Below are 25,791 nucleotides of genomic sequence, written 5' to 3'. Positions count from 1 at the left end.
ACGGCAAATTTGTCAACTTTAACCCAAACCGATTGGCATGCAGAAAGGAATTCTTACAACCCTGGTAGTACTGACAGGCATTGCTGCCCATGGCCAGCAGCCCACCGCCGAGCAGATCTATGACCGGATGCGGAAAGCCTACGCTACCGCACAGACCTACCAGGATGCCGGCACCGTAACGACCTGGTACACCGAAAAGGGAGACAAGGAGCCGAACCATACCAGTACACTCTCCTTTGAAACGGCTTTTGTACGGCCGGCCAACCGCTTTAAATTCCGCTACGAGCAGAGTAAGTCGGTCATGTTTACCAACCGTAAAACCTGCTACCTGGTTGTTTCCGATGGCAAGAATACCCGGATGCTGAAGTCACAGCACAAGGACCGGGCCTCGACGCATGAGCCTTCCCTGGGTGCGGCTTTAACGGCCATTTCCGAAGGCTCCGGCACCGCAGCCCGAAAAATACCGGGTATGCTCCTGAATGAGCCGATCAAAGCCAGTTGGGACCCTAAAAAGCTGCAATCGGTAAAACTGATCGGGACGGCTACGCAGGATGGCAAGCCCTGTTACCAGCTCGAAGCCCTGGTTTGGGGGAAGAAGAAAGCCCAGCTCTGGGTGGATCAGCAGACGTACCTGATCCGGCGGATTGACGAGGACTACCAGTCGCCGTCGGTGAGCACCCGCACCAGCATCACATACCAGCCGGTCATCAACAAATCAGTGAAGGACGATGCACTGGCGTTCAAAGAAGAGTACTGTGACTAGCGAACCAGATCTACCCGAACAAGCAATTACATCGGCAAAGGTTATCGAACTGAAACCAGTAACTGCCGATGCGGCACCGCAGGTAGCCAGGGTAGCCGTTCGGGCCTACAATGATCACTATACCCACCTCTGGTTCGACGGAGGTTCCTGGTATGTCGGCAAGTGCTTTACCCCGGAGGTGTTGCGGGAGGACATGAGCCACCCAAACCACCGGTATTACCTTATTCTGGCCGCCCAGCAACCGGTGGGCTTTGTCAAGCTGAAGCTACATGAACCGCTACCGGGCCATGAGGGGTTGAACGCACTGGAACTGGAACGGATCTATATCGAACGGGCCGCTACCGGCCAGGGCGTGGGGAAGGCCGTCATGCAACAAATCATTGACATCGCCCGGCAGCACCAGAAGTCGCTGATCTGGCTGAAGGCCATGGACAGCAGCACCGAAGCCATCGCCTTTTACCGGCAGAACGGCTTTGTGCACTGCGGCACTCACCACCTCGACTTTCCGGTGATGAAGCCCGAATACCGGGGTATGGTTATTATGAAAAAGGAACTCTGACAACAAGACTCATGTATACGTTCGACATCCAACTGGATTTATCCGAGGCAGCGTATGACGGGTATGTAGACGAAGAATGTAAAATGATTCTCGGTTATCTGGAGGAGACTTCCCAAATACTCAGCAGCAGTTTTCAATGTACGCAGGAAGGCAATATAGCCAGGATACCGGTAGTGTGTCCGGCGATGGACTCTTTGGATGAAAAATACCGGATGCCGGTTTGCAGCAGTATCATTACCCGACTCGAAGCGCACCTAAAGCGTACCATAACCTTTGTCCACACCGGTACGGAGGTGCGCGCTGCCGACTATGAAGTTCCGGAGAAGTCCAGTTGGTTTATCTTAAAATACAGGGAATTTTCGCCGTTAAAATGTGGCGACACGTACGAGCCGATTCCCTTGTACCGAATTCCGTTTACAACCGATTACCAATCTTACCAGAACGTTACTCTCTGGCTATCGAACTACGAAAGTATCTATACGCTCTGGTCCATCGGAACGATCGGTGAGCAATCGACCCTGCGGCAAATGCAGGATGCAGAGTCAACCCTGTCGAAAGAAGGACGCGAGGTTTGCCGCCGGATTGAGGCCTCAACAGGCGTACCAACCTATTATTTCCTGATGAACTGGCGAGCCTGGGGGCGCAAAAAAGATGAAGCCCGAAAATGCCCCGGTTGCGGAGGTGACTGGTTAATTCCAGAAGCTACGTTCAATGACTACATCGCCTTTAAATGTGATAATTGCCGGTTAGTCTCTGAACTGTCCAGTAACTGTTAACGTTTGGAGACGCTGGATTCCCTCTTTACCTTTGCCTGTCAGGAGACTGCCTGTTTACTCCATCCAACTTTATCATGAACTTTAAGCTGAACTCCATTCTCCGTCCGCACATCCTCTCGCTAACCCCCTACTCCTCCGCCCGCGACGAATATACCGGTAGGGAAGGTGTGTTCCTGGACGCCAACGAAAATGCTCTGGGCTCGGCCACGGTGGCCAATTACAACCGGTATCCCGATCCGTACCAATGGGCCATCAAGGAGCGTCTGGCTCCGTTGAAAGGTGTTCGGCCGGAACAGATCTTTCTGGGCAACGGCAGCGATGAACCCATTGACCTGCTGATCCGGGCGACCTGTACGCCAGAGCAGGACAGTGTGCTGGTTATGCCGCCCACGTACGGTATGTATGAAGTCAGCGCCAACATTAACAATGTTCCCCTCATCCGGATACCGCTCACGCCCGGCTTCCAGATCGACCTCCCGGTGGTGTTGGCGGCTATTCAGGAGAATACGAAGCTGCTGTTTGTCTGCTCACCCAACAACCCAACCGGCAACCTGATCGACCGGCAGGCGGTGCTGTCGCTGCTGGAGCAATTTAACGGGCTGGTCGTTGTGGACGAAGCCTACATCGACTTTGCCGATACAGAATCCATGACCGCGCTGCTCGACCAGTTTCCGAATCTGGTGGTGCTGCAAACGTTTTCCAAAGCCTGGGGCCTGGCCGCGCTGCGCCTGGGCATGTGCTTTGCCTCTGAGGAGCTAATCCGGGTGCTGAACAAAATTAAGCCGCCGTACAACATCAGCGCTCCTACGCAGGAACTGGCCCTGGACGCCATTGACCACGTTACCCAAAAAGAGGAAATGGTTGCTAAGATTTTGGCCGAACGGGCCGTACTATCCGAAAAACTGCTTTCTTTGCCCCTGGTACAGCAGGTGTACCCGTCAGACGCTAACTTCCTGCTGGTCAGGTTCGACCAGCCTGGCGGCCCGGATGCCAAAACGGTATTTGATCACCTGATCAGCCAGCAGGTTATTGTGCGGGACCGGTCGAAGGTAAAGCTCTGCGAAGGGTGTCTGCGGATCACCGTCGGCACAGCCGACGAAAATAGCCGGCTGCTGGAGGTACTGAGCCAGATGAAGGTACTCGAAAGGGCCTAATCCTCAATTCAAAACTGTTTACCAAACTATACGCTTTATTCGTTACTCTATAAACCAGAACAGGCGAACGGATTCGTTCGCCGGATGTATTGCCTTATGAGAAAGAAGTACCTTGTTGCGGTGATGGTCTTACTGGCTTGCATGACCTTGGCAGACAAAGCCAACGCACAATATACCAATTGGGCGATCGGTTTCCGGCTGGGCGAACCGGCCGGTATAAACGTACGTAAATACTTTGCCGAAAACCGGGCCTTCGACCTCAACATCGGTACCTTCGGTGGCCTGTACGGCAACAATCGCGATTACCTGCGGGGCGCATACCGGAGTGTGGGTATTACGCTCCAGGGCCACTACCTGTTCCACAACCGGCTGTTCGGAAAAGACAGCTTTCACGGTTACTACGGAATTGGCGGCCAGGTGAACAGCCGCCGGTATTATCCCGACCGGCTGGCCTACGTCAACGAATACGAAACCCGGCTTTCGCTGGGCGGTTCGGGCGTAGCGGGTGCAGAATATTTTCTGCCCAATCGCCCATTATCGGTTTTTCTGGAAGTAGGTTTGTACGCCGAAGCACTGCCGTCGCCCCTGTTTTTTAATATACAGTCAGGTATCGGCCTGCGGCTGAATCTGTAAAGTCTACCCTAACCACTCAGTTCCTGCCTTGGTGGTTTTCCTACGGGTTTCTACCTGTTTTATTGAATGGTCACCCTACCTCTTGCAGGAATCCGTTTGCTTTGTTTATTTACCGGTCATGTGCACACGGAGCCAGACCGGATTACTCTCCTTTTCCTTCCCGATTCCGAATAAGTCCGATCTGGCGGCTAAGCCTGACTTTCACGGTCCGGATCACCGGACCGCTATACCGGTTTATCACCAGTCTGTAGAAGGATGGGGGTAAAACAGGTGTAGAAAGGGGTATTTCCCCCTTGAGAATACGCCGAATGGGGTATTTATTCGCTGACTCATGCATTGCCTGACAATTCAACCAACAAGCCGGTGCTCCGGTCGCTGATGCTGCAAACAACTATGACCCGATCCCTGCTCCTCGCCGACGACCACCAGCTTTTTCTGGATGGCATGCGCCTGTTGATTGACCGAATCGAAGGCTGGGAAGTGGTAGGAGAAGCCCACAATGGCTACGAGGTACTGGCTTTTTTACAAAACAACCGGGTAGAGTGCGTGCTGATGGATATTGAAATGCCCGAACTGAACGGCATAGAAACTACCAGGCGACTGAAGAAAACCTCTCCGGTGGTAAAAGTACTGGCGGTTAGCATGATGGGTGATTACAGCACGATCCGGAAGATGCTGCAGGCCGGGGCCGATGGATACCTGATCAAAAATACCGGCATTGCCGAACTCCGGCACGCCCTGGAGATGGTGAGCCGGGGCGAAATATACATTAGCGCCGAACTGGCTCCGGTGCTGCTGGAGGGAGTAGCCGGTCGGAAAGCCTCCGCTAACCCGCTGATGGAACCACTTACCCAACGGGAGCGCGAAATTGTGGCCATGATCGCAGAGGGTATGACCAACGAACAGATTGCCGCCCGGCTGTACCTAAGTCCCCTGACGGTAAATACCCATCGAAAAAATATTCTTGGCAAACTCGGGTGTAAGAATACCGCTGCGCTGATCCGGTATGTCCTGAAAAACAAACTACTGGATCAGTAGCCACCAATCTGTCTGCCGATTGCCGAATGGTTTCTTCGCTTTTCGCCGTCACCGTCCTATCTTTACCAGCGACAAACGGCAAGCCACCCTATGTTCAAGATTTATAGTTCCTCGGCCGGTTCGGGCAAAACTTACACGCTGACCAAAGAATACCTGAAGCTGGCGCTGGACCCGAAGCAGGACGACCGGTACTTTAAACACATTCTGGCGATCACGTTTACCAACGCGGCCGCCAACGAAATGAAGGAACGGATTCTGAAAGAACTCCGCGCTTTTGCCGACGGCACCGATTCGCCCCTGCTGACTGATCTGGTAGCAGAATTATATGGGCATGCAGCGGGAAGTGACGCGTCGGAAACCGCCCGGAGAGAAGTTTGTCTGAAAGCAGCTCAGGTTTTCCGGGCCATTCTGCACAATTACTCCGATTTTTCGGTCACCACCATCGACAGCTTCATGCAGCGGCTAGTAACCGCCTTCACCGACGAACTGGGTCTGCCCTATTCCTTCGAGGTTGAAATGGAGACGGATGAGGTGTTTGAACTAGCCATCGACAACCTCATTGAAAAGGCCGGTACTGAGGAGATGGAGGAAATCACCGACATTCTGAGCGACTATTTCACCGAAACCGCCAAGGACGGCGACAACTGGAATCAGCTCCCCGAAAGGCTGAAGGAATTCGGCAAAAACCTCACCTCCGATCAGTACTACGAAGCCGTCAACCGGGTGCAGGAACTATCCCCCGCCGACATCCGGAAAATCCGCCAGCAGATACTTACCCATAACCATACCTACGAAGCTGATATTCTCCGGCTCGCGCAGCAGGCCTGGAAGCGAATCACAGACACGGGGTTGAGTGAAGAGGATTTTAAAGGCAAGAAAAACAGCATTGCTGCGTTCTTTAAAACGATTTGCCAGAAAGACCTGCATAAAGAGCCAACGGCTACCCACCGCAAAACAGTCGATACCCAAGACTGGTATCTTGCCAATACGCCACTACCCATCCAGGGCCTGATTGATGGCATGGTGGATGAGCTATGCGCCTGTTTTTCGCAGATTGACACGTTACGGGCAACCTGCCAGCAAGCGTATGCCCTGTATGAATGCCTGCTGCCCCACCTGCAGAAACTGGCCCTGCTGAAGCAGATCCGCCTTGAATTTGATGCCTTGCTGCGGCAGGATGGCCGGGTGCATATCTCGGAATTCAACAAGAAAATTCAGTCCATCGTAGCCTCTGAGCCGGTACCGTTTCTGTACGAGCGGCTCGGTACCAAATACTTTCACATCCTGATCGATGAGTTTCAGGATACTTCTAAACTTCAGTTTGCCAACCTGCTGCCGCTGATCGAAAACGCGCTGGCGTTCCAGCATTTCAATCTCGCCGTGGGTGATGGCAAGCAGGCCATCTACCGCTTCCGGGGGGGTGATATGGACCAGATTGTGGCCCTGCACCGCCAGGACCTGGGTCAGCTCCGGCTGGCGCACGGCTCCGGCTGGACCGCCGAGCGCATCGGCAGCCTGGATGGTCAGCTGGAAAGCCAGGTGCTGGGTACCAACTGGCGCAGCGCCCGGCCCATCGTCGAATTCAATAATCAGTTCTTTGAGTTTGTGGCCCGGCGCTACGATGGCGAACACGGCAAAATCGCCGAAGTATTCGATACTGGGCGACTGTTTCACCAGGAGCCCTCACTCCGCGCCCGGCCCGAGGGGCATATTCAGCTCGATTTTGTTGCTAAAACAGAGGAAATGGACCTGACAGCCGTCATGCTGGCGAAAACGATGGCGCATATCGAAGCTGCCTGTAGCGAAGGTTACCGCTACGGCGATATGGCGATCCTGTGCCGCCGGAAAAAAGACGCCAAAGCCATTGCCAACGAACTGAACGCCCACGGCATTCCGCTGGTCTCGGCCGACTCGCTGTCGCTCCAGTTCTCAGACCCGGTGAAGTGGCTGGTCACGGTTATGCAACTGCTCAATCGCCCCGACCAGAAACTATTCCGCTACGAGGTGCTGTACCTGTTCTGCCGCTTCATCCAGGGTGTTTTCCCTGACGACAAGCAAACCGAAGAACTCCGGATCATCGCAGAATCAGATGTCTCGGCGGTGTACGACTACCTGACCAACCACGGGTATCCCCTTGACGATGTGGCGCTGCGGCAGTTGAACGTGTATGAACTGGTCGAAAAACTGGCCTGGCAGTTCCGGTTGTTCGACAAAGCCGAAAATAGCCCGTTCCTGTTTCGTTTCCTCGACGAGGTCCTTACTTTCTGTCAACGGCAAAGCGGCCACCTTGCCGATTTCCTGACCTACTGGGAGGTTGCGCAGGAGAAGGTCTCGGTGGGTGAAGGCGAGTCGCAGGACGCTATCAGCATCCAGACCATTCACAAAGCCAAAGGGCTGGAGTACCCGGTTGTCATTATTCCGTTTGCCAACTGGCAGGTTACCCTCAGCAATGACCATACCCTATGGCTGGATCTGGAAGGGGTACCGGCACCGGCGCTGGAACTGGCAGGTGCCGACGGCGGCCGAATCCGGCTGGAGACAGCACCCGTCACCAATGGAAAGGAGTTAAAAAACACCCCCGAGGCCATAACCCGGCAGCTCGACAACGAAAAGACCCGCACGTTTATTGAAAATATGAACCTGCTTTATGTGGCCTTTACGCGGGCCACCGACCGGATGTACATCATCAGCGAGCAGAAGGATTTCTCCAAAGGGCAGACGCACAACACGGTAGCGTACTGGCTGCACGCCTACCTGAACAGCGATACCGCGCTGCAGTGCGGCTGGGAAGAAGGGCGGTCTACCTACGTGCTGTCCGACTGCCACCAGGCATTCTCCAAGCCCCGGAAACACCCGGACGGCGAAGAAATTCAACTGGAAAAGATCATCAGTGGGGAGCGGCACCGCGACCTGCAGCTCCGGCGCCAGGCCGAGCGCGTGTTTGATGTGCAAACCTTTGAAAAGACCAGGGAATGGGACCGCAAAGTCTGTGCCGCCCTGAGCCTCATCAAAGGACCCGACTGCATCGACAAAACGCTGCGCCGGCTGGTCAGCGAGGGCATCGTCCGTATCGCCGAGTGCGAGGACTTACGCCAAAGCCTGGGCCAGATCATTCGTCACCCCGACCTGCGGGACCTCTTCAACCCCCGGCTGCGCATCGATACCGACCGGAGTATTCTGAGCCGGCAGCGGCCCCAGCAGGCCCCGCACCGCGTAGTTCACCGGCCCGACGGCAGCCTGGTGCTGGTGCAATATGAAAGTGCGCCGGTCGACAATGCGGCCCCATCGGGCGGTTCGCTCCGATATTTTAACAATCTATACCGGGAAATGGGTTATCCGGAGGTAGAAGGCCGCCTGGTCCGGCTGGGCCAGCCGCTACAGGTTATCTGGGTACGCTAAACCAACGTTATGCAAAAATCAACTACCCCCCGATTTGTTTTCTCCTTTATCTTCACGCTCTACACCCTCACCGGCTGGAGCCAGTCGCCGTACCGGCTCGAATGGAAAAAAGAAGCTATTCTGCTCGGTGCCGGTGCCGTTTCAATGGGTACCGCTTACGGACTGGGTTTGAGTTTACTCCCTTTGGAGGAAGATGAGATTCTTAGCCTCGATCGGTTCAATGTCCGGGCCATTGACCGGGGTGCCACCTACAACTGGTCGCCCCCCGCCAAATTAGCCAGTGATGTAACCCTACTGGCCAGCCTGGGCTCTGCCGGACTGGTATGGTTACCCACCATTAAGCGCGACAACTGGACCATTGTGCCCGTGATGTTCATTGAAACCCTGGCGCTGAACAACGGCATTCAGCGCTCAATCAAGAACGGTATCCGGCGCAACCGCCCGTTTTTGTATAATCCGGATGTTCCGCTTGAAGAGAAATTCATCAAAGATGCACGGCGGTCGTTTTTCTCGGGCCATACCGCCAATGCCTTTGCCTCGGCCCTGTTTGCTTCGGAGGTATTCCAGCACTACTTTCCGGACTCGCGACTGAAGCCGGTAGTCTGGACGGGTACGCTTACCCTGGCCACCGCAACTGCCTACTTTCGGTACGCTGCCGGTCGCCACTACCCGACCGACCTGCTGGCCGGAGCGGCATTTGGCTCCCTCATCGGCTGGGGTGTTCCCAAACTGCACGAGGTAAAAAACCGCTCGGAGGGCCTCAGCCGGCTAACCATTCAGCCCTGGACCAACGGCATGGCCAGCGGCATTTATGTGAGCGTCAATGTTTATTCTGCTAAATTTGCGGGTCAGCGGCCGGTCCGCCTGCCGGAGCCAGGCTACCGGGAAAACGCGGCCCTACCCAACCAGCAATGACCAAGATTACCGACCATATCCGTAACGCCAACGGCAAACCTATTTTTTCCCTTGAAGTGATCCCGCCCATAAAGGGAGACAACCTGAAGAACCTCCTCGACAATATAGAGCCCCTGATGGAGTTCAAACCGCCGTTTATCGATGTGACCTACCACCGCGAAGAATACATTGAGCAGCCCATGCCCGACGGTACCATCAAAAAGATCGTTACCCGCAAACGGCCGGGTACGGTCGGTATCTGCTCGGCCATCATGCACCGCTTCAACGTTGATCCGGTACCGCATGTGCTCTGCGGGGGTTTTACCAAAGAAGAAACGGAGGACTTCCTGATTGACCTGCATTACCTTGGCATCGACAATGTACTGGTGTTGCGCGGTGACCCGGCCAAGCCATTTAACACGTTCAAACCGAAAGAAAACGGCTACTCCTACGCCAGCGAACTGGTGGAGCAGGTCTGCAACATGAACAAGGGCATTTACCTGCACGAAGGCGATACGGCCCTGTCGAGCAGTGATTTCTGCATTGGGGTGGCGGGTTATCCCGAGAAACACTTTGAAGCAGTTGACCACACGTCTGATTTTAAGTACCTGAAGCAGAAGGTAGATAAGGGGGCAGATTACATTGTGACGCAGATGTTTTTCGACAACCGGAAGTTCTTCGATTTTGTCGACAAATGCCGCCAGGCGGGCATCACCGTGCCCATCATTCCGGGGCTGAAACCGCTGAGTACCCGCAAACAGCTGACCGTATTGCCGAAGATCTTTTACCTCGACATGCCCGAAGACCTGGTAAAAGCCGTACAGGCCTGCGAGAACGACGAACAGGCCCGGCAGGTAGGCATCGAGTGGTCTGTCCTGCAGAGCCGGGAATTGATGGCCGCCGGGGTACCGGTGCTGCATTTTTATACGATGGGAAAGTCCGACAACATCGTGAAGATTGCCCGCGAATTGTTTTGAACCCCTACTCCTGACCCTCGACAACGGCATCCGAGTCGGTTACCATCCGGGACGGTGAATCGATCTGGAAAAAATGAGGATTGACTATATGTGTAGCATGAGTATATTCAGTCCTCATTTTTCATTATACAGTATCCATTAAAACCAGACCCTATGCAGTACCTGCTCATTCTTTCCCTGACCCTATTAATTTCGTTTGCCCAGGCGCAATCGCCGGAGCAAACCGTTAAAGATGCTGAACAGAAGCGCTTTGCCGCCCAGGTTGCCAACAATTTTGCCGTTCTCGATCAGGTGCTCGACAACGACCTGACCTATACCCACTCCAGCGGGGTGACCGACAGCAAGCAATCCTTTATTCAGTCGCTGAAAGACGGCAAAACGAAGTACAACGCGATTGATGTACAGGAGCAGACGGTGCGGGTGTATGGCAACACGGCCATCATTAACGGCAAAGCGGCCGTTAACGTCACCAGCAACAACGAAACGAAAAACATGAGCCTCCGCTACACCGATGTGTACATCAAGCGGGGCAACGACTGGAAGCTCGTAGCCTGGCAGTCGCTGCGGTTAGCCAATTAATAGAAGCTGAAAAGCCGGCCTGATTGTGATAAGGTCAGGCTGGCTTTATTCCTATTATGCAACGCTCATCGGCCAGCCGGCCGAGGTCATCCGTCAGACGCAGGCGGTTTCGCTCGTTATCAAACCGCTCCTGGTACTGCCCCTTTAGTTCTTTGCGGGTCATGGCCTCCAGAAAGCGCCGGATGTCCTCCGTCGTCTCCAGCAATAAGGGCGGCACTTCCGTCGGGCGGTTGTCATCGCCTTTTGCCACCATGGTGAAGTAAGAGGTATTGGTGTGCTTGACCAGGCCGGTCCGCACGTTCTCGGCAACGACTTTGATGCCAACCACCAGCGAGGTACGTCCGACATAATTAACGGACGCCATCAGGGAGACCAGTTCCCCGACCTCGACCGGTTGCCGGAACTCCACCCCTTCTACCGATACCGTAACGCAGTAGTTACCCGAATGCTTGGCGGCACAGGCATAAGCGACTTTATCCATCAGCGACAGCAAAATACCGCCATGTATTTTACCGCCAAAATTAGCGTAGGACGGAATCATCAGTTCCGTCAATGTGGTACGGGAGGCATTAACCGACTTGGGAGCCTGCATAGGTATACATGAATAAAATGAGCTTAATCGGCTGCCAGCAACGCCCGGAGTTCGGTTGCTTCCTGCGGTTTCATGCGGCCGGCGAGTACCAGCCGGAGCTGACGACGACGCAGGGCACTGTCAAAACGCGCCTGTTCCTCTTCATTATCCGGTATCACCTGTGGTACCTCTATGGGCCGGCCGCTCTGATCGACGGCCACAAAGGTGTAGAAAGCGCGGTTGGTACTGACCCGGATACCCGCCGGAATATCTTCGGCCCAGACTTCAATAAACACCTCCATGGAGGAGTTAAACGCCCGCGTCACCTGCGCTTTCATGGTTACGATATTGCCCAGTTTGATGGGTTCGGAGAAGGACACATTATCGACGGAGGCCGTAACGACGGTGCGGTTGGAGTGTTTCTGGGCGGCAATGGCGGCTGCAATGTCCATCCAGTGCAGCAGGCGGCCTCCCATCAGGTTATTAAGGGTGTTGGTATCGTTCGGCAAGACCATCTCGGTCATGACCGTCAGGGAATCTTCGGCGTGTTTGGGTTGTGGCATTGAAATGAAGTGCGTTTATGCCGCAAAACTACGGTATTCGCGGGCAAAAAAATAGCCATCCCCTAGTGGGAATGGCTATTCGATAATCCTGGATTAACGTAACCTAAACTCAACCCTTTTTGAGTAGTATCGCCGGAATAGGATCCCAACGACCGTTACTGGTAGTGAAGGCTCACTAAAGTTCGTCTTGTTAACTGTTGCCGAAAGGTAGGAAACTATACTTGGAAAACGGTTAGAAAAAAATTAGAATAAAATTAGATTCCTAAACGGCCCGAAAACACCTCTGGCTACGGTGTTCAGAGGTGCGGAATCTGGATGATGAAGCTACTGCCGTGGTGCAGCCGGCTGGTTACCGAAATCACGCCCTGGTGCAATTCAATGATCTTCTGGCAGATGGAAAGGCCCACCCCAAAGCCATCGTACCCCACGGCATTGGCGGCCCGGTAAAATGGCTGAAAAATGTTCTCCTGATCCTTTTCGGAAATACCGATGCCGTTGTCCTTTACGGTCACGGTACAGAGCCGCTCGTCTGTCCGGATACGCACCTTAGCCCGGTTATCGGCCGAATACTTACACGCATTATCGAGCAGATTCAACAGCACCCGTTTCAGCAGTTCTTCATTGCCGCGCACCATGGTTTCCGTTTCGGCGTCAGGCAGGTTTTCGTAATCAATATCGATCTGATAGCCGGGTTTGGCAGTAACGAGTTCTTCTTTAGCCAGAAAAAGCACATCTTCCACCCGAACGGCAGCGAGCGGCATCTGGCTGATGTTTTCGAGCGTGCGCGCCAGAAAAAGCAGGTTGTTGGTCAGGCTGATCAGCCGGTCGGTATCGCTCATCAGGTTCTCCAGAATAGCCTGGTACTCGTCTGCACTATGTCGTTGCCGCAGGCCAATCTGAATTTCTGATTTGAGGGCGGCCAGGGGCGTTCGCAGTTCGTGGGAGGCATGGGACACAAAACTGCGCTGTTGCTCAAACGCCTGATCCAGCCGCTGCAGCACCCGGTTGAAGTTGATGGCCAGATGCGCAATTTCGTCTTTCCGGTTGCCTTCATCCAATCGGTTCCGGAGATTACGGGCCGTAATGGTTGAAATCTGCTCATTGATCCGGCTGATGGGCCGCAGCGACTGCCCCGCAAAGAAAATACCCAGACCGATGGTTACGCTCAGGCCAACCAATAGACCCCAGATCAGGGTATTTCGCAGGTTTCCCAGCTTACTTTTCCCAAATTTATCGTGAGCCATTGCCAGCACAACCACGCTGCGGTTATCTTCCTCATAGAGAAAGGCCACAACTTCCAGATCACCGTAGACCGTTTCAATTTCCCTTTGTTCCCGTGCCGTATTGATAATTCCTTTGGGATAAGCCACCACCTCATCATCGACGCTGGAATAAATCAGCCGGTTCTGCTCATCGAAGATCAGGACCTTCTCATTAAGTAGGGCGGTAAGGCTATTCTTATCGATAATCCGGAGCAGTTCTTCGCTGATCTCTTTGACGTCAATCAGGTAACGTACCGTCGTAAGCGCCTTGCTCCTGAGCCGTTCGTAGAATTCTTCCTGCCGGTACGTTGAGGAGATGAAGTAGATAACCAGCGAGAATACCACCAGAATGGCAGCGACAATTGAGGAGAACTGGAGCGCAATGCGGGTTTTAATCTGCATGGCTGTTAGTCTTCTTTAAGCACATAGCCCATGCCCGACCGGGTATGAATCAACTTTGGCTCAAAGTCTTTATCGATTTTCTTCCGGAGGTAGTTGATATACACTTCCACCACGTTGGTGCCGGGGTCGAAGTTCAGGTTCCAGACTTGTTCGCCCAGATCAGTTTTAGAAACAACCCGGCCTTTGTTCCGTACCAGGTATTCCAGCAGGGCAAACTCCCGCGCCGTCAGCTCAATAAATTTGGTGCCACGCTGAACAGTTTTAGTCGTTACGTTAACGATCAGATCGGCAACCTGCAGCACTTCCTCGTGTTTATGGATGTTCAGCATCTCCGACCGGCGCAGACAGGCGTTGATGCGGGCGGTCAGTTCCCGAAAATCAAAGGGTTTTACCAGGTAATCGTCGGCCCCGAGCCGGAACCCTTCTACCTTATCTTCCATCTCGCCAAGGGCGGTCAGCATGATGACCGGCAGATACGGTTTCTGCTCGCGAAGATTACGGCAAATTTCGTAACCATTCAGACCGGGCAGGCTGATATCGAGAATGACCAGATCAAACTCCTGACTCAGGGCCAGATTACGGCCATTGTACCCCTCGTAGGCAATTTCTGTTTCGTACCCTTCCTGCTGCAAGCCCCGGCTAATGTTCTGGGCAATCCGCCGGTCGTCTTCAATAATCAGAATTTTCTTCGTGTTCATCACCAAAACCGCTTGGGGCCAGCCAAAGATAAAGTATCGGCTGAAGGAAATATAAAAGATGCGTATTAGAAAAAAATTAGAACTGGCTGCCCTAACCTTTTTTTCCGGCCGAAATTCCTTACAAAAGAAAAGAAGCAGCCCGGATAGGCTGCTTCCTGTCAAGCGCTTTCCTAATAAAGGCGTTAGCCTTCGGAACGGACCGAACTGGCCCCGGAGGTATTGGAGCGGACGGCAGCAGCCCCCCGGTAGCGGACACTGCTGGCCCCGCTGGCGTCGACGTTCAGTTTCCCGGTTACGTTTACCCGTGCCGAGCTGGCACCTGATAATTCCAGGCTGGCGTCTTTCAGACTCATGTCAAAGGATTTCAGCGATGATGCGCCGGAAACTTCACCGGCCAGGGTTTCGGCCTTACCGGTCAGGGTAAGGTTGGAAGCACCCGACAGATCCAGGTTAAGGCGCGTCGCATCCACTTCGACGGTGGAGGTTGAGGCTCCGGAGACTTCCAGATCAAACGTGCCCTGATTTCGGAAACCAGTTACCGTAGAGCGGGATGCGCCCGAGAAGTCGGCTCCGCGCAGCTGCGGCATGGCAATGTCCAGCTTTACGCGCTTGCGATTGGAATTCCAGCGGCTGTCGCGGTACCGGACGCGTAATTTACCACCGGTAACCGATGCCTCCAGGTCATCCAGATCGCTCTTGCGACCGCTGGCCGTTACGCTGAAGGTGCTGCCCTGACGAACCGTTATTTCCATGGCGCTACCCACATCCAGCCGGTCAAAATCACGCACCGAAAACGTACGGGTTTCGTCCTGAAGCGTGGCAACCAGGGTATGGCGGGCGGTAAACGACAACAACGAAAAAACAGTAAGCAACGCTCCCACTATCCAAAGGGAACGGTTGCCAATCGTGTATTTACTCATGATAGCGTATAATGGATTGTTTGGATAAAGATGGGAAAACGATTCGGATAGTTGCAATAGCCTCCCATGTTTTATTCCACATCTCCTCCCCGCCGGCGTATTTTGCTGGCTCCCGATGTTTTGGACTCCAGCGACTCCACCTGGCCCATATCGGCACTACTGGCTCCGCCGGCCTCTACGGTGGCCCGGCGAACGTCCATTCCGGTGGCATCCATCTTGCTGGCTCCGCCGATCTGAGCGTCAAGCACATCGGCCCGCCCTTTCAGGATGGCCTTCGATGCGCCCGACAGATCAACCGCCAGCTTCTGAACATCGCCATCAACCACCGACCGGCAGGCACCGGACAGGTCGATCGTCAGATCGTCCATCTGGCCAAAACCGGCCAGCATGGAGCGGGAGGCTCCCGAAAGCTTCAATTCACTAATGGCGGGCATCGTGACGGTCAGGCCGATGCGTTTGGTATCTTTCCAGTTGAACAGGCCGCTCCGGTCGAGCGACACCTCGAGCTGGTCACCGTCGACTTTTACCCGCAGGTCATTAATGTCCCGTTCCCGGCCGTCGGCTACCACCTTGAAGGTATCGCCTTTAACGATCCGGATCGAAAAAGCCCCGGATGCATTCACACTCTTGAATGACGACACATCAAACTGACGGGTATATTCGCCCTGGGTAGAGAAATCGTCACCTAACTCTTCGTCCAGGATGTTTTCGACTTCATCCGTCAGGTTATCCAAGTCATCGTCTGAATCGCCGTTTCTATCGCGGTTCAGCTCCCGGGGGAAGTTAAGGCTGACCAGTCCTTCGGCTCTGGTGAACTGCCATACTGTCTGGTTCATACGCTCCATCTCCCTGTTGCCGAATTCGTTACGGATGTAGCGGGCGAAGCTCTCCGTCATACGGAACGGTTTATCATACGGAATATACAGGTTCATGTCCAGTTCCTGAACCCGGAAGCGGGCGTTGGCGGCCAGTTCGAGGCCATCGTCGAACCGGATGACGGAATCGCGGCTGGTCACGTTATACGTGATGGTACGGGCGTTGGCTTCAGCTTCGGCTCTGGTGCGGCCTTTGGCCTTAAACGTCTGCACCAGCCGGTAATCGGCACCTTCGTAGCCTTCGAGACGAATACCGGGAGAGTCCATGTAATCGGCATCAATCCGGTTCAGATCAAACGTAGGCGTACCCGCTACCGTTAAGGTTTTCGTTTCTTCTACCGAGGAGGTTCTCCGGAAGTTGGCGACCACGTTCGGAACCGTGGCCGACAGGATGATTATGCTCACCAGCCAGACACCCAGCAACGTCAGGGCGGTACGGCTGCTTACCATGGTCCGTCGGGTAATCAGCATGACACCGAGTATCGCCAGCGCCAGGAACGGCAGAAATACCGCCACAAAACCGGCCATGATCAGCGGGGCACCAATGTCCTGCCGGAGCAGATGCAGCGGAAAATCACTGTCGCCGAACGTAGCTCCGCTGCTGATCCCCAGCCCGACACCTGCCACGGCCAGAGCCGCCACCATCAGGGCAAAGGCAACAACCAGCATAATAACCCCGACGAATACCCGGATTACTGCTACCAAGCCACCCAGAAAGGGGCCCAAAGCACGACCCAGGCCATTCACAATAACGGCAATGAACCGGAAGGGGAACAACAATACTTTGGTAATGGTACTTTCCTCGGCACTGTCGTTGATATTGAGACTCCGCTTGATGTTATGCTCGATGTTAGTCAGCGTAATCGGCTGCCCCTTCATCTCCATTTTCTCGGTGAGGGTCTGGGCCTCCGGCGAAATGATCCAGAGGATAATATACGCCAGGAACCCTACCCCGAAGAACACAATACCCAGTACGAACAGCAGCCGGACTACGCCCGGATCAATACCGAAGTAGGCCGCCAGACCAGAGGCAACACCGCCCAGCACTTTATCGTCGGGGTTCCGGTAAAACTTTTTGATGGACTTATCCTCCTCCAGTTGCATGGAACCGGGGAAGGCGATCCACATGGCAATATAAAACAGGAGGGTAAAGCCGGCCAGACCGCTGAAGAACCCGCCCCCATTGTTGAAAACGGCTTCGCTGAACGGCGGCAGGCCCAGCACCAGTGTCAGGAACAACAAACGCACCCATACCGGGTCGATGTTGAAATAGTGGGCAATACCCGAAGCGACGCCGGCGATGGTTTTCCGGTTAAGGTCGCGGTACAGCTTGCGCGGAGGAGCCGTGGTGGTTGACGAAGCACCAATGCCGGCCGCCGACTGACGCCCCGATGCGCCGGGTTGTGGCCCACCGGTTGTGGTATAACCGTTATCGGCGGCATACTGGCGGCTGCCTCCCACCAGTACCTCTTCTTCTTCGACCGCTTCGAAGTCGGCTACGGTACCCATGGCGCTGATGAGTTCGTTGACATCTTCGATGGAGATCGCCTGTTTTTCGGCTGCCTTCAGTTTGGCCAGCAGTTTCTCGGCAATCCGGTTCTCGATATCGGTTACTATTTCCTGACTGTCTTCGTAGCCGGAGAAATATTGCTGAATCGAAGACAGGTAACTTTTCAGTTTATCGTAGCCGTCCTCTTCAATATGGAAGATGACCCCGCTGATATTGATACTGATTGTCTTTTTCATGGTTGAAAAATCCTTATGAGATAGACTATGTGAGTAGGTTAAGAGGTCGTTTACAGGTCAGTTGCGGATAATCCCGGCTGATTGGGCCGGTTGCCTGGCGAATCAACGTCCAGCGCTTCGTGGTGTTCGTTAACAACCTTTCGATGCTGGTTCGTCTTACCGACGATCAAGTTAACAGATTCTGCCAACTCTTTCCAGGTTTCATCCAGCGCATTCAGCGAAGTACGGCCAAGGTCCGTTAGGATATAGTATTTACGCGGGGGCCCCGACGTAGACTCTACCCATTTGTAATCGAGCAGTCCGGCGTTTTTGAGCCGGGTCAGCAGGGGGTACAGCGTGCCTTCTACGACCATGATACGGGCCGAGGTGAGCTCGTCCAGCATGTCGGAGGCATATACTTCCCCTCTTGAGATAATGTGCAGTATGCAGAATTCCAGAATTCCTTTCCGCATCTGCACCTGAGCGTTTTCTATATTCATGGTGCGTATGTGCTTTTTGTACCATTGATGAAACAAAGGTAGTGTAAGGTACTTTGTTATGCAAGGTACTTTATAAAAAAGATTATCATTTATGGATCAGCGGATAAAAGCCGGGTTGAACGTCGGTCCCAGCTACACGGATGGAAGCGAAAAAATATGTAACTTTAAAGCCTTGTTTTGCCTACCGGATATGATGCGTTTTGTTACCTTGTTTGTATGTCTACTTCTGTTTGTCACGCGGTTGCCGGCCCAAACCGTCCGCTTCGGCAATGAATGGATCAATTACCAGCAGACTTACTATAAGATTCCCATTGCCCAACCGGGCCTCTACCGCATCACATATGCCCAGCTTCAGAACGCAGGACTTCTTGTGGATACCATTGACCCCAGCACTATTCAGCTTTTTCACCGGGGAGTCGAGCAGGCCATTCACGTTCAGGGCGAAGCCAATAAAAAGTTTGATAGTTCAGACTATATAGAATTCTACGGTCGGGGTAACGATGGTACCCAGGACTCCCTGCTTTACCGCCCCGCCAGCGCCCAGCCCCATAAATACTACAGCCTTTTCTCCGACTCCACCGCCTATTTTCTGACCTGGCGACTCGACGGCAAGTCCGGCAAGCGCATGGCCACCTCAACCGATACCGACGTTACCGGCCTGACACCAGAGCCGTTTCACTGGGCCGAGGAATTGCGGGTATTTACGGACGAGTATACAGGCTATCCGCACGGCATCCTAAGCAAGATTGAATATTGCCATTACGAAACGGGTGAAGGATGGTCAGGTCCAATTCTTAAGCAGGGACAGCCTGCCGAGCAGTCGTTTACATTGACGAATGTGGTTCAAAGTGGACCATCCCCTACGGCAGAGTGGCTGCTGACAGGCCGGGAGCACTCCTTCCATACCATTGAACTTTTGGCTGGCTCAGTTACGAACCGTCAGACCCTGGGTCGGGCATCGTTCAGTCTGTACGAAAATAAAACCGCTAAATACCCGGTCAGTTGGGACCGAATAACCAGTAACGGCCAACTCATTCTGACTACCATCTCCCAAGGTACGTCAGACGATAAATATTCTTTATCGTACCTGCTTGTCAGGTATCCACAACGGCTCCTGATGGCCGGCCTACCCTTCAGGCAATTTAAGCTAGCGCCTAATCCGGCCGGGAAATCGCTCCTGGAATTAACAGATGCGGCAACGGGCACCAGCTTTTTAGACATAACCGATCCCTCCGCTCCCATCCGTCTCAGCAGTAACCGCCAGGGCACGGCCCCCCGAATGCTTGTGCCAAATACGGCAACCGGCCGAACCGTCATTGCCTTCAGCCAACCCACTGCGGTTTCGGCTATTCAACCCGTTCGATTCCAGCCCCTGGATGTGGCTAAGGCGAACTACCTGATTATTACCCATAGCAGTTTGATGAAACCTGCCGGTAATGTACCGGATGCCGTAAAAGCCTATGCCTCTTACAGAGCATCGCAGGATGGCGGTTCGTTTGACACCTTATCGGTGGATGTTGCGCAGTTGTTCAACCAGTTTAGCTACGGGGAGCGGCACCCGCTGGCCATCCGGCGCTTTTTGGATTACCGGCTTCAGAAAGCGCCGGTACAGTATCTTTTGCTGCTCGGCCGGGGGCGCAGTGCGCCGGGTGTCCGGAAAAACGGGCAGCAAAGCTTGCTTGATCTTGTGCCCACTTACGGTTTTCCGCCATCGGATGCCCTGTTCAGTGCCGGTCTGAACAACCAGCCAGAAGATTTACCAGCCATCCCGACGGGCCGGGTCAACGCAGCCACACCGGCGGAGATTATTGGTTACCTGAATAAAGTAAAAGAGCACGAATCTGTTTCGGGAGACCAACTTTGGCGAAAGCGTATTCTTCATTTGAGTGGGGGTCGATCGGCCTCAGAACTGGTTCAGTTTCGTGGATATGTAGAAGGATACAAGCGTATTGTCGAACAATCGGCGTTGGGCAGTCAGGTAAGCACGTTATCGAAGAAATCCGACGATGATGTCGAGTACGTCAACCTGTCTGCTCCGGTTAACGAGGGTGTTGGCTTTATGACGTTCTTTGGCCATTCGAGCTTATGGGTGACCGATCTGGATATTGGGTTGGTATCAAACGACCTGCTCGGTTACCGGAATAAAGGCCGCTATCCGATGCTGCTGATGAACGGCTGTGCGGTCGGAAATTTCTTTTTCGGACTAGCCACCATCGGTGCCGACTGGATTTTAACCCCGAACCGGGGAGCCGTCGCCGTAATTGCCCAGAGTCACTTAGGTTTTCCTTACTACCTGAATAATTATACCACTCATTTTTACGAAGTGTTGTCCGATAGCCTGTTCATGCACCAATCCATAGGTACTATACAGCAGGAAACGAACCGTCGGATCGTAACGAATCAACCTTTCCCGCTCGATATAACCAACACCCATCAGTTGGTGCTGCAAGGTGACCCTGCCGTTCGGTTGTTTCCACTCCGCAAACCAGATTATGCGTTGGAGACCAGCGATATTCAGGTGACGGCGGCTGACGGTAAGGCACTGAACACCCTGAGTGATTCGGTTTCTGTCAGACTGATCGTTCAAAACGCTGGCTTACACCGTAAGACTCCGCTCACCATACGCATTCGCCGGAGTGGAAGTAATGGACAAACCCTTGGTGTTTACAATAGTACCGTTCCTGAAGCGGTCGCGTTTAAAGACACCTTTCTGATAACCATTCCCAACGACCGGAATAGTTTTGGCATCAACCGATTTACGGCCCGCATTAACCCGGATGAACTTATTGCGGAAGAAACGTTCGGGAACAATGAAGCCTGGGTAGAGGTCAATCTGCCAGGTCCGGCCATCGTTCCGCTGTTGCCGGAAGCGTTTAGTTTGCTAAAGGTCCCGGCCAACGGCTCACGTTCGCTGACCTTAGTAGCCCAGACGTTCAGAGACGAAATCCAACAGTACATCCTTGAACTGGATACAACGGCTCAGTTTACCAGTTCGGCGGTTCAATCGGCTACACTCCTGGCAGGCGCACTTATCCAGTGGAAACCAACACTGCCAACGCAAAATACTACCTATTTCTGGCGGGTAAAACGCGCCGGGCAGGCAACAGAAAGAGAATCTGACTGGGTAACAAGTTCCTTTACCATTATGCAAGACGGTCCGGAAGGCTGGTGGCAACGCCGTCCGGAGCAGTTTGCCAGAAACACGGTGACCCCAACCGCCACTGAAACCCCAGCCATCGGACCCGCCCAATCCTGGGAGCACCTGACCTGGACCCGCCAATCAACCTCACCTGCCCCGGTTGAGATCTGGGGCATCGATAAAGCCGGTCGTGAAACGCTACTTCTGCGTACTGGCAACCGGTCTACGTCGCTCAGTTCCATCTCATCCGAACGGTATCCTTTTCTACGCCTGAAAAGTCAGGAGTCAGTTTTTCGCGACTGGCAGGTAGCTTATATCGGTGTCCCTGAAGGGTATGCTTTTGCTGCAAAACCAATAGGCCCTACCCTACAGCAAGGCGAGAAAACTACCTTACTGGTCAACTTTACCAACCTGTCTGCCCGGTCATTTACCGACTCGGTATTGGTTCGGTATACATTGTACAGCGAAAATTCAGCGCAAGCCGGAACGGTTGATAAGCGAATGCCGGCACCGGAACCTGGCTTAACTACGAACCTGAGCATTCCTGTAGAAACCAGGGGGATACCCGGTCAGAATCAACTTGTGGTAACCGTTAACCCGCAGCTTCAGGCCGAACAGTCGTATTTAAATAATACGTTTGATGTGCCGTTCTATGTGGTACCGGATAAGTGGGCACCCGTTTTAGAGGTGTCCATTGATGAGGCCCGAATTAAAGACGGCGATGTGGTTTCCGCTACTCCCCTAATTGCCCTTAAACTTACCGATGAAAACAAATACCTGATTCGTCAGGATACCAGTGGTATTGATCTTTATCTGGAGGGTCCGTGCGAAAAATGTCCGGCACGACGTATTAACTGGCTGAATCCAAACGTAAAACAGCAGGCAAACGCAGCGACGAATGAATTCAGCCTTACTTATGTTTCTGACAGATTAGCGGACGGGAGCTACCAGTTAACTGCCAGAGGCCGGGACATGGCCGGCAATGTTGCGCCACCCTATCAGGTTACCTTCAGGGTTAATAGCGCTCCCCAGGTAGAATCCATCAGCACCTATCCGAATCCGTTTACCGATCGGGTGAGGATTTCCTTTCAGCTTTCCGGCTCCCAGGCTCCGGATGAGGCCGTCTGGCAGATTACCGACATAAATGGTCGTCCCATACGTCGGTTTCAAAAACCAGTCCGTATTGGTTTAAATGAATGGTTCTGGGATGGGACCGATGAGAATAGCGCCCGTGTGGCTCCCGGCATGTATCTTTTCCGGCTAACGATCAGCAATCAGGGAACAGACCTGCCGCTCGGTGAAGGGGCGCAGAACAAACAAACCGGCAAGCTTATTCTGATTCGCTAAGCCGCAATTGTTGTCTTTTATTGTTCAAATAAAGGACCCAGCCGGTCAGCAAAATGTAGGTTGCCCAGAGTCCTGTCTCAGCCAATGACCAGCACTCAACACACCACTGATAACGTTGCTGAGGAAATCTGCCTAGATCCGGTTCAAGTTCCCAGAAGCGGGAGAGGGGTAGGGATGCCAGTAAAATAAGGGCAGCCATTTGCCCAGGATTTTTTGAAGCTGTTACCCCCCGGAGAATAAGGGTCATTAAGACCGGAAAAAAAGTAGTGGCATACCGCGAAACATCATTACCTCCGACAGCGCTGAGCAAGATTCCTGTTATACTGAGAATATAAAACAAATCCCTTTTAACGTTTGTCAGCAGCAAACCTATCCAGAAGACTCCATAAGCCATTAGCCACCACATTGGAAGTAGAAGCACCCGTTGCGGTTCGAGGATATACAGCCAAAGCGATTTGATTACGGTAATGAATGAACTTTGTTTCCACCCCTGTATCACCGGAGGAAAATAAAAACTTGCCAGCGCTCGGGTAATTATAGTAAGGACAATTGTGAGTATAGGCCATTGAACCTGAACCGGAAAGCCCTCCTTTTTTTGTTTCCACACCCACCACAATATGGATGCGGCTGTTATACCGATAAACGATTCTTTCTGAAGTGTACCAAGACAGGCGGTAATAATTAAGACACTCCACTGCCAAAACCCTCCAGTAAACCGGTTCAATAGAATTATCCATAGAGTAAGCAGCCAGTACCCTGGCACATCGGCTGTTATAGGGTCTGGCAGGTACATCCGGACTGGACCTTTCCAGTGAACAAAAAACCAGAGACTACCAGCAGCGATAGCGGCCGGGTGAAGATTCTCCTGGTTCCATAGGTAAATCAAAAAACCAAAAGTAATTATAATACTGATGGCGTTTATCCATTGAAAAGCAAAGACTGCATCATAGGAGGAGATCAAACTAGCCAGGAAAGGCACTAGCAAACGCCCATTAAATGGAAAGTACACGGCCAACGATTGTGTTTGCCCTGCCATAAATTGAAATAAAGCATTATACTGGTGGGCATCAAATCTCTTATCCAATACAATATAAGTATATACTGGCTGCAACCACATATATAACATATATAGTAGAACACAAACCATGGCGGTAATAACAGGGAATAAGTATCTTCTGTCGTTAGCCATACTCCATCAATCCCAACACTCCATAATCAGCAGGTCGCCTTCGCGGGCAGATATGCGGACGAAGCCGTCGTCGGCCGCTTCGTTACTGTTTCCGGCACGGTAGCCCAGTATGAGGGCTTCGTCGTGCAGATTGTACTTCAAGCCCTGAGAGACAATACCGTCTGCTTTGCCTACCGGAATCAGCGAGATGGGCGTGCCTTTGGTGTACCATTTCTCGAAGGTCTGGTGCAGGGGAAAGATTTTGGAGTAGTCGTCGTACATGACGATGCGGATCTGGTCTTTGTACCGCACAATGTTGGTCATATTCGTAATCGAGTGATCAGCCCGGCGGCCGGTAGCCCAGACGATGTTGACCGCCGGGAACCCGCGTTCGATCAGCAGTTCAATGCCCTTCTCCAGATCCGTTTTGTCCTGGTCGGGCGCATGCACAATCTCAATGGGATATTGCCGCTCCCGAACGGTGTCCAGATCTACTTTCCGGTCAAAATCGCCCAGCAGCACATCTACTTTGATGTCCAGCGCGAACACCCGCCAAATGGCATGGTCGAGCACCACCACAAAGGGGCTCCACTCCAGCAACTGCCCCAGCAGCTCCGGATCACAGCCTTCGCCGTTGGCAATTAACAAAGCCGGCTCCTGTTTGTCGCGTACAATATGGTGAGAAGACAAGGCTAATATGGTATTTTACTGCCCTTTACTATCCACTCCTTAAAAACAGTTTTGGCTTCGTCGGCGAGCATCTGCTGCATGGGAATGCGTCGGTGCTCATGGGGTTTGACTATTTCCTCATAAATGAATGAGTCGTCGAAACCGGCTTCGGCGGCATCAGCGTGGCGGGCAGCGTACACTACCCGACTCGGACGCGCCCAATAGATAGCACCGAGGCACATGGGGCAGGGCTCGCAGGATGCGTATAAGGTGCAGGCCTCCAGTTGAAAGGTACCTAAGTGTTCGCAGGCATCGCGGATGGCCACCACTTCGGCATGGGCGGTGGGGTCATTGGTCGACGTTACCCGGTTGGGGCCACTGCCAATGATTTCGCCGTCTTTCACGACAACGGCTCCAAACGGGCCGCCCTGCCCGCTGTTCATACCTTCACGGGCCAGCCGGATGGCTTCGCGTAAAAATCGTTCGTCCTGATTCATAGTTATTCCCCAAACCCCTGAAGGGCGTTGAGGGTATTGTAAACCCTAAATATACTTTACTTTATCGGCAGTACGATACGACCGCCGATGGGAGAAATTTCCAGCAACTGCTGCTGGCGCTTATCACGCCCTTTAAAGATGAAATAATTGACGACATCAAAGGCTAACAGAAAGCCCCCGTTCACCAGAACAGCTTTGCCAAATCCCCTTAGCTTATCCCGCTGATCGGGCCGGTTGTTGCCCCGCTCCATCAGCCAGAGGCCACCGGCTATGTAAGCGACATCCAGACCGGCGTTTAAGAGTAGAAACTGTTTGATGTTTTCATGCTGCCGCACCGCCTGACCCAGCGATTCGTTTTCGGGCCGGTTGCGCAGACCGAGTAACCCGATACCCGCTATGCCTGCATTTACCGCATTCCAGTAGGTATTCATGCGGTGAAAGTATTTAGTTTCGCCAGTGGTCTGCGTGGCTGCTATGCCACTCACGGCCATATTGGCTACGGCATATCCGCCCAGTGTCAGGCTCAGGGCCTTCTGGTGCTGGTAACGCTGCCGGCTGAATTCACGCAGGTCGGTTACGGAGGGTTGCGCGATGACGGAGGAGGCCGACAATAACCAGATGGCTGCTGCCACCAGACGGGTACAGGTACGTTTCATATGTCTCAGCCAGCCTCGCGACTGGCT

General features: G+C 53.3%; 23 protein-coding genes. 12 read left to right on the top strand and 11 right to left on the bottom strand.

Annotated elements, in window-relative coordinates; genetic code table 11:
- The first annotated feature begins 37 nt into the window (after positions 1-37).
- The 11 genes from ABD949_RS29545 to ABD949_RS29495 all read left to right on the top strand — a co-directional run bounded on the left by ABD949_RS29545 (position 38) and on the right by ABD949_RS29495 (position 10,772).
- Positions 38-763: a LolA family protein gene (locus tag ABD949_RS29545; protein WP_345249965.1), complete on the top strand. Its 726-nt coding sequence runs from the start codon at positions 38-40 to the stop codon at positions 761-763.
- The gene (locus ABD949_RS29540) at positions 756-1,322 is read left to right on the top strand and encodes a GNAT family N-acetyltransferase (RefSeq protein WP_345249963.1); all 567 of its coding nucleotides are present in this window, start codon (positions 756-758) and stop codon (positions 1,320-1,322) included. The genes ABD949_RS29545 and ABD949_RS29540 overlap by 8 nt, the downstream gene beginning before the upstream one ends.
- Before the next feature lie 11 nt (positions 1,323-1,333).
- Complete coding sequence (locus tag ABD949_RS29535) at positions 1,334-2,098, top strand: DUF2310 family Zn-ribbon-containing protein (protein ID WP_345249961.1); 765 nt, start codon at positions 1,334-1,336, stop codon at positions 2,096-2,098.
- A gap of 74 nt (positions 2,099-2,172) precedes the next feature.
- Positions 2,173-3,252, top strand: coding sequence for a histidinol-phosphate transaminase (hisC, locus tag ABD949_RS29530; protein WP_345249959.1), 1,080 nt, complete (start codon positions 2,173-2,175; stop codon positions 3,250-3,252).
- A 96-nt stretch (positions 3,253-3,348) separates the two neighbouring features.
- A complete protein-coding gene (locus tag ABD949_RS29525; protein WP_345249957.1) occupies positions 3,349-3,885 on the top strand; it encodes a hypothetical protein in 537 nt (178 codons plus the stop codon).
- Positions 3,886-4,003: 118 nt separating this feature from the next.
- On the top strand, positions 4,004-4,150 hold the full coding sequence (locus ABD949_RS29520) for a hypothetical protein (RefSeq protein ID WP_345249955.1): 147 nt from the start codon (positions 4,004-4,006) through the stop codon (positions 4,148-4,150).
- Between the two features lie 128 nt (positions 4,151-4,278).
- Positions 4,279-4,923 (top strand): response regulator, encoded by a 645-nt coding sequence (locus ABD949_RS29515; protein ID WP_345249953.1) that lies wholly within the window; start codon positions 4,279-4,281, stop codon positions 4,921-4,923.
- A gap of 90 nt (positions 4,924-5,013) precedes the next feature.
- Entirely contained in the window at positions 5,014-8,322 is a 3,309-nt protein-coding gene (locus ABD949_RS29510) for a UvrD-helicase domain-containing protein (protein WP_345249951.1), read from the top strand.
- Positions 8,323-8,331: 9 nt separating this feature from the next.
- Positions 8,332-9,237, top strand: a complete 906-nt coding sequence (locus ABD949_RS29505) for a phosphatase PAP2 family protein (RefSeq protein WP_345249949.1) — start codon at positions 8,332-8,334, stop codon at positions 9,235-9,237.
- Positions 9,234-10,193, top strand: coding sequence for a methylenetetrahydrofolate reductase [NAD(P)H] (gene metF / locus ABD949_RS29500; protein WP_345249947.1), 960 nt, complete (start codon positions 9,234-9,236; stop codon positions 10,191-10,193). The genes ABD949_RS29505 and metF overlap by 4 nt, the downstream gene beginning before the upstream one ends.
- Before the next feature lie 153 nt (positions 10,194-10,346).
- Positions 10,347-10,772, top strand: a complete 426-nt coding sequence (locus ABD949_RS29495; protein WP_345249945.1) for a nuclear transport factor 2 family protein — start codon at positions 10,347-10,349, stop codon at positions 10,770-10,772.
- Positions 10,773-10,806: 34 nt separating this feature from the next.
- On the opposite strand, the gene ABD949_RS29490 is transcribed toward ABD949_RS29495, so the two are convergent.
- The 7 genes from ABD949_RS29490 to ABD949_RS29460 form a co-directional block, all read right to left on the bottom strand.
- Positions 10,807-11,364 (bottom strand): acyl-CoA thioesterase, encoded by a 558-nt coding sequence (locus ABD949_RS29490; protein ID WP_345249943.1) that lies wholly within the window; start codon positions 11,362-11,364, stop codon positions 10,807-10,809.
- A 23-nt stretch (positions 11,365-11,387) separates the two neighbouring features.
- Entirely contained in the window at positions 11,388-11,906 is a 519-nt protein-coding gene (locus ABD949_RS29485) for an acyl-CoA thioesterase (protein WP_345249941.1), read from the bottom strand.
- Positions 11,907-12,202: 296 nt separating this feature from the next.
- A complete protein-coding gene (locus ABD949_RS29480; protein WP_345249939.1) occupies positions 12,203-13,570 on the bottom strand; it encodes an ATP-binding protein in 1,368 nt (455 codons plus the stop codon).
- Positions 13,571-13,575: 5 nt separating this feature from the next.
- Positions 13,576-14,268 (bottom strand): response regulator transcription factor, encoded by a 693-nt coding sequence (locus ABD949_RS29475; protein WP_345249937.1) that lies wholly within the window; start codon positions 14,266-14,268, stop codon positions 13,576-13,578.
- A 182-nt stretch (positions 14,269-14,450) separates the two neighbouring features.
- Positions 14,451-15,188: a head GIN domain-containing protein gene (locus ABD949_RS29470; RefSeq protein ID WP_345249935.1), complete on the bottom strand. Its 738-nt coding sequence runs from the start codon at positions 15,186-15,188 to the stop codon at positions 14,451-14,453.
- Positions 15,189-15,259: 71 nt separating this feature from the next.
- Positions 15,260-17,809, bottom strand: coding sequence for a PspC domain-containing protein (locus ABD949_RS29465; protein WP_345249933.1), 2,550 nt, complete (start codon positions 17,807-17,809; stop codon positions 15,260-15,262).
- Between the two features lie 50 nt (positions 17,810-17,859).
- Entirely contained in the window at positions 17,860-18,288 is a 429-nt protein-coding gene (locus ABD949_RS29460) for a PadR family transcriptional regulator (RefSeq protein ID WP_345249931.1), read from the bottom strand.
- A gap of 190 nt (positions 18,289-18,478) precedes the next feature.
- Between ABD949_RS29460 and porU2 the strand changes: the two genes are divergently transcribed.
- Complete coding sequence (gene porU2 / locus ABD949_RS29455) at positions 18,479-22,774, top strand: putative type IX secretion system sortase PorU2 (RefSeq protein ID WP_345249929.1); 4,296 nt, start codon at positions 18,479-18,481, stop codon at positions 22,772-22,774.
- Here the strand turns inward: porU2 and ABD949_RS29450 are convergent.
- Genes ABD949_RS29450 through ABD949_RS29435 form a run of 4 tightly spaced genes read right to left on the bottom strand, consistent with a single transcriptional unit; the run spans position 22,758 to position 25,764 of the window.
- A complete protein-coding gene (locus ABD949_RS29450; protein WP_345249927.1) occupies positions 22,758-23,963 on the bottom strand; it encodes a hypothetical protein in 1,206 nt (401 codons plus the stop codon). The two genes, porU2 and ABD949_RS29450, sit on opposite strands and share 17 nt — an antisense overlap.
- 6 nt (positions 23,964-23,969) lie before the next feature.
- On the bottom strand, positions 23,970-24,632 hold the full coding sequence (locus tag ABD949_RS29445; RefSeq protein ID WP_345249925.1) for a thiamine diphosphokinase: 663 nt from the start codon (positions 24,630-24,632) through the stop codon (positions 23,970-23,972).
- Between the two features lie 2 nt (positions 24,633-24,634).
- A complete protein-coding gene (locus ABD949_RS29440; RefSeq protein ID WP_345249923.1) occupies positions 24,635-25,108 on the bottom strand; it encodes a nucleoside deaminase in 474 nt (157 codons plus the stop codon).
- A gap of 56 nt (positions 25,109-25,164) precedes the next feature.
- Entirely contained in the window at positions 25,165-25,764 is a 600-nt protein-coding gene (locus ABD949_RS29435) for a DUF6992 family protein (RefSeq protein ID WP_345249921.1), read from the bottom strand.
- Positions 25,765-25,791: the final 27 nt, after the last annotated feature.

It is taken from the genome of Nibrella saemangeumensis, from assembly GCF_039541915.1.
Taxonomy (GTDB): Bacteria; Bacteroidota; Bacteroidia; order Cytophagales; family Spirosomataceae; genus Nibrella; species Nibrella saemangeumensis.
The sequence above is the reverse complement of the archived record's forward strand: the minus strand, read 5'-3'. Positions and strand labels throughout refer to the sequence as shown.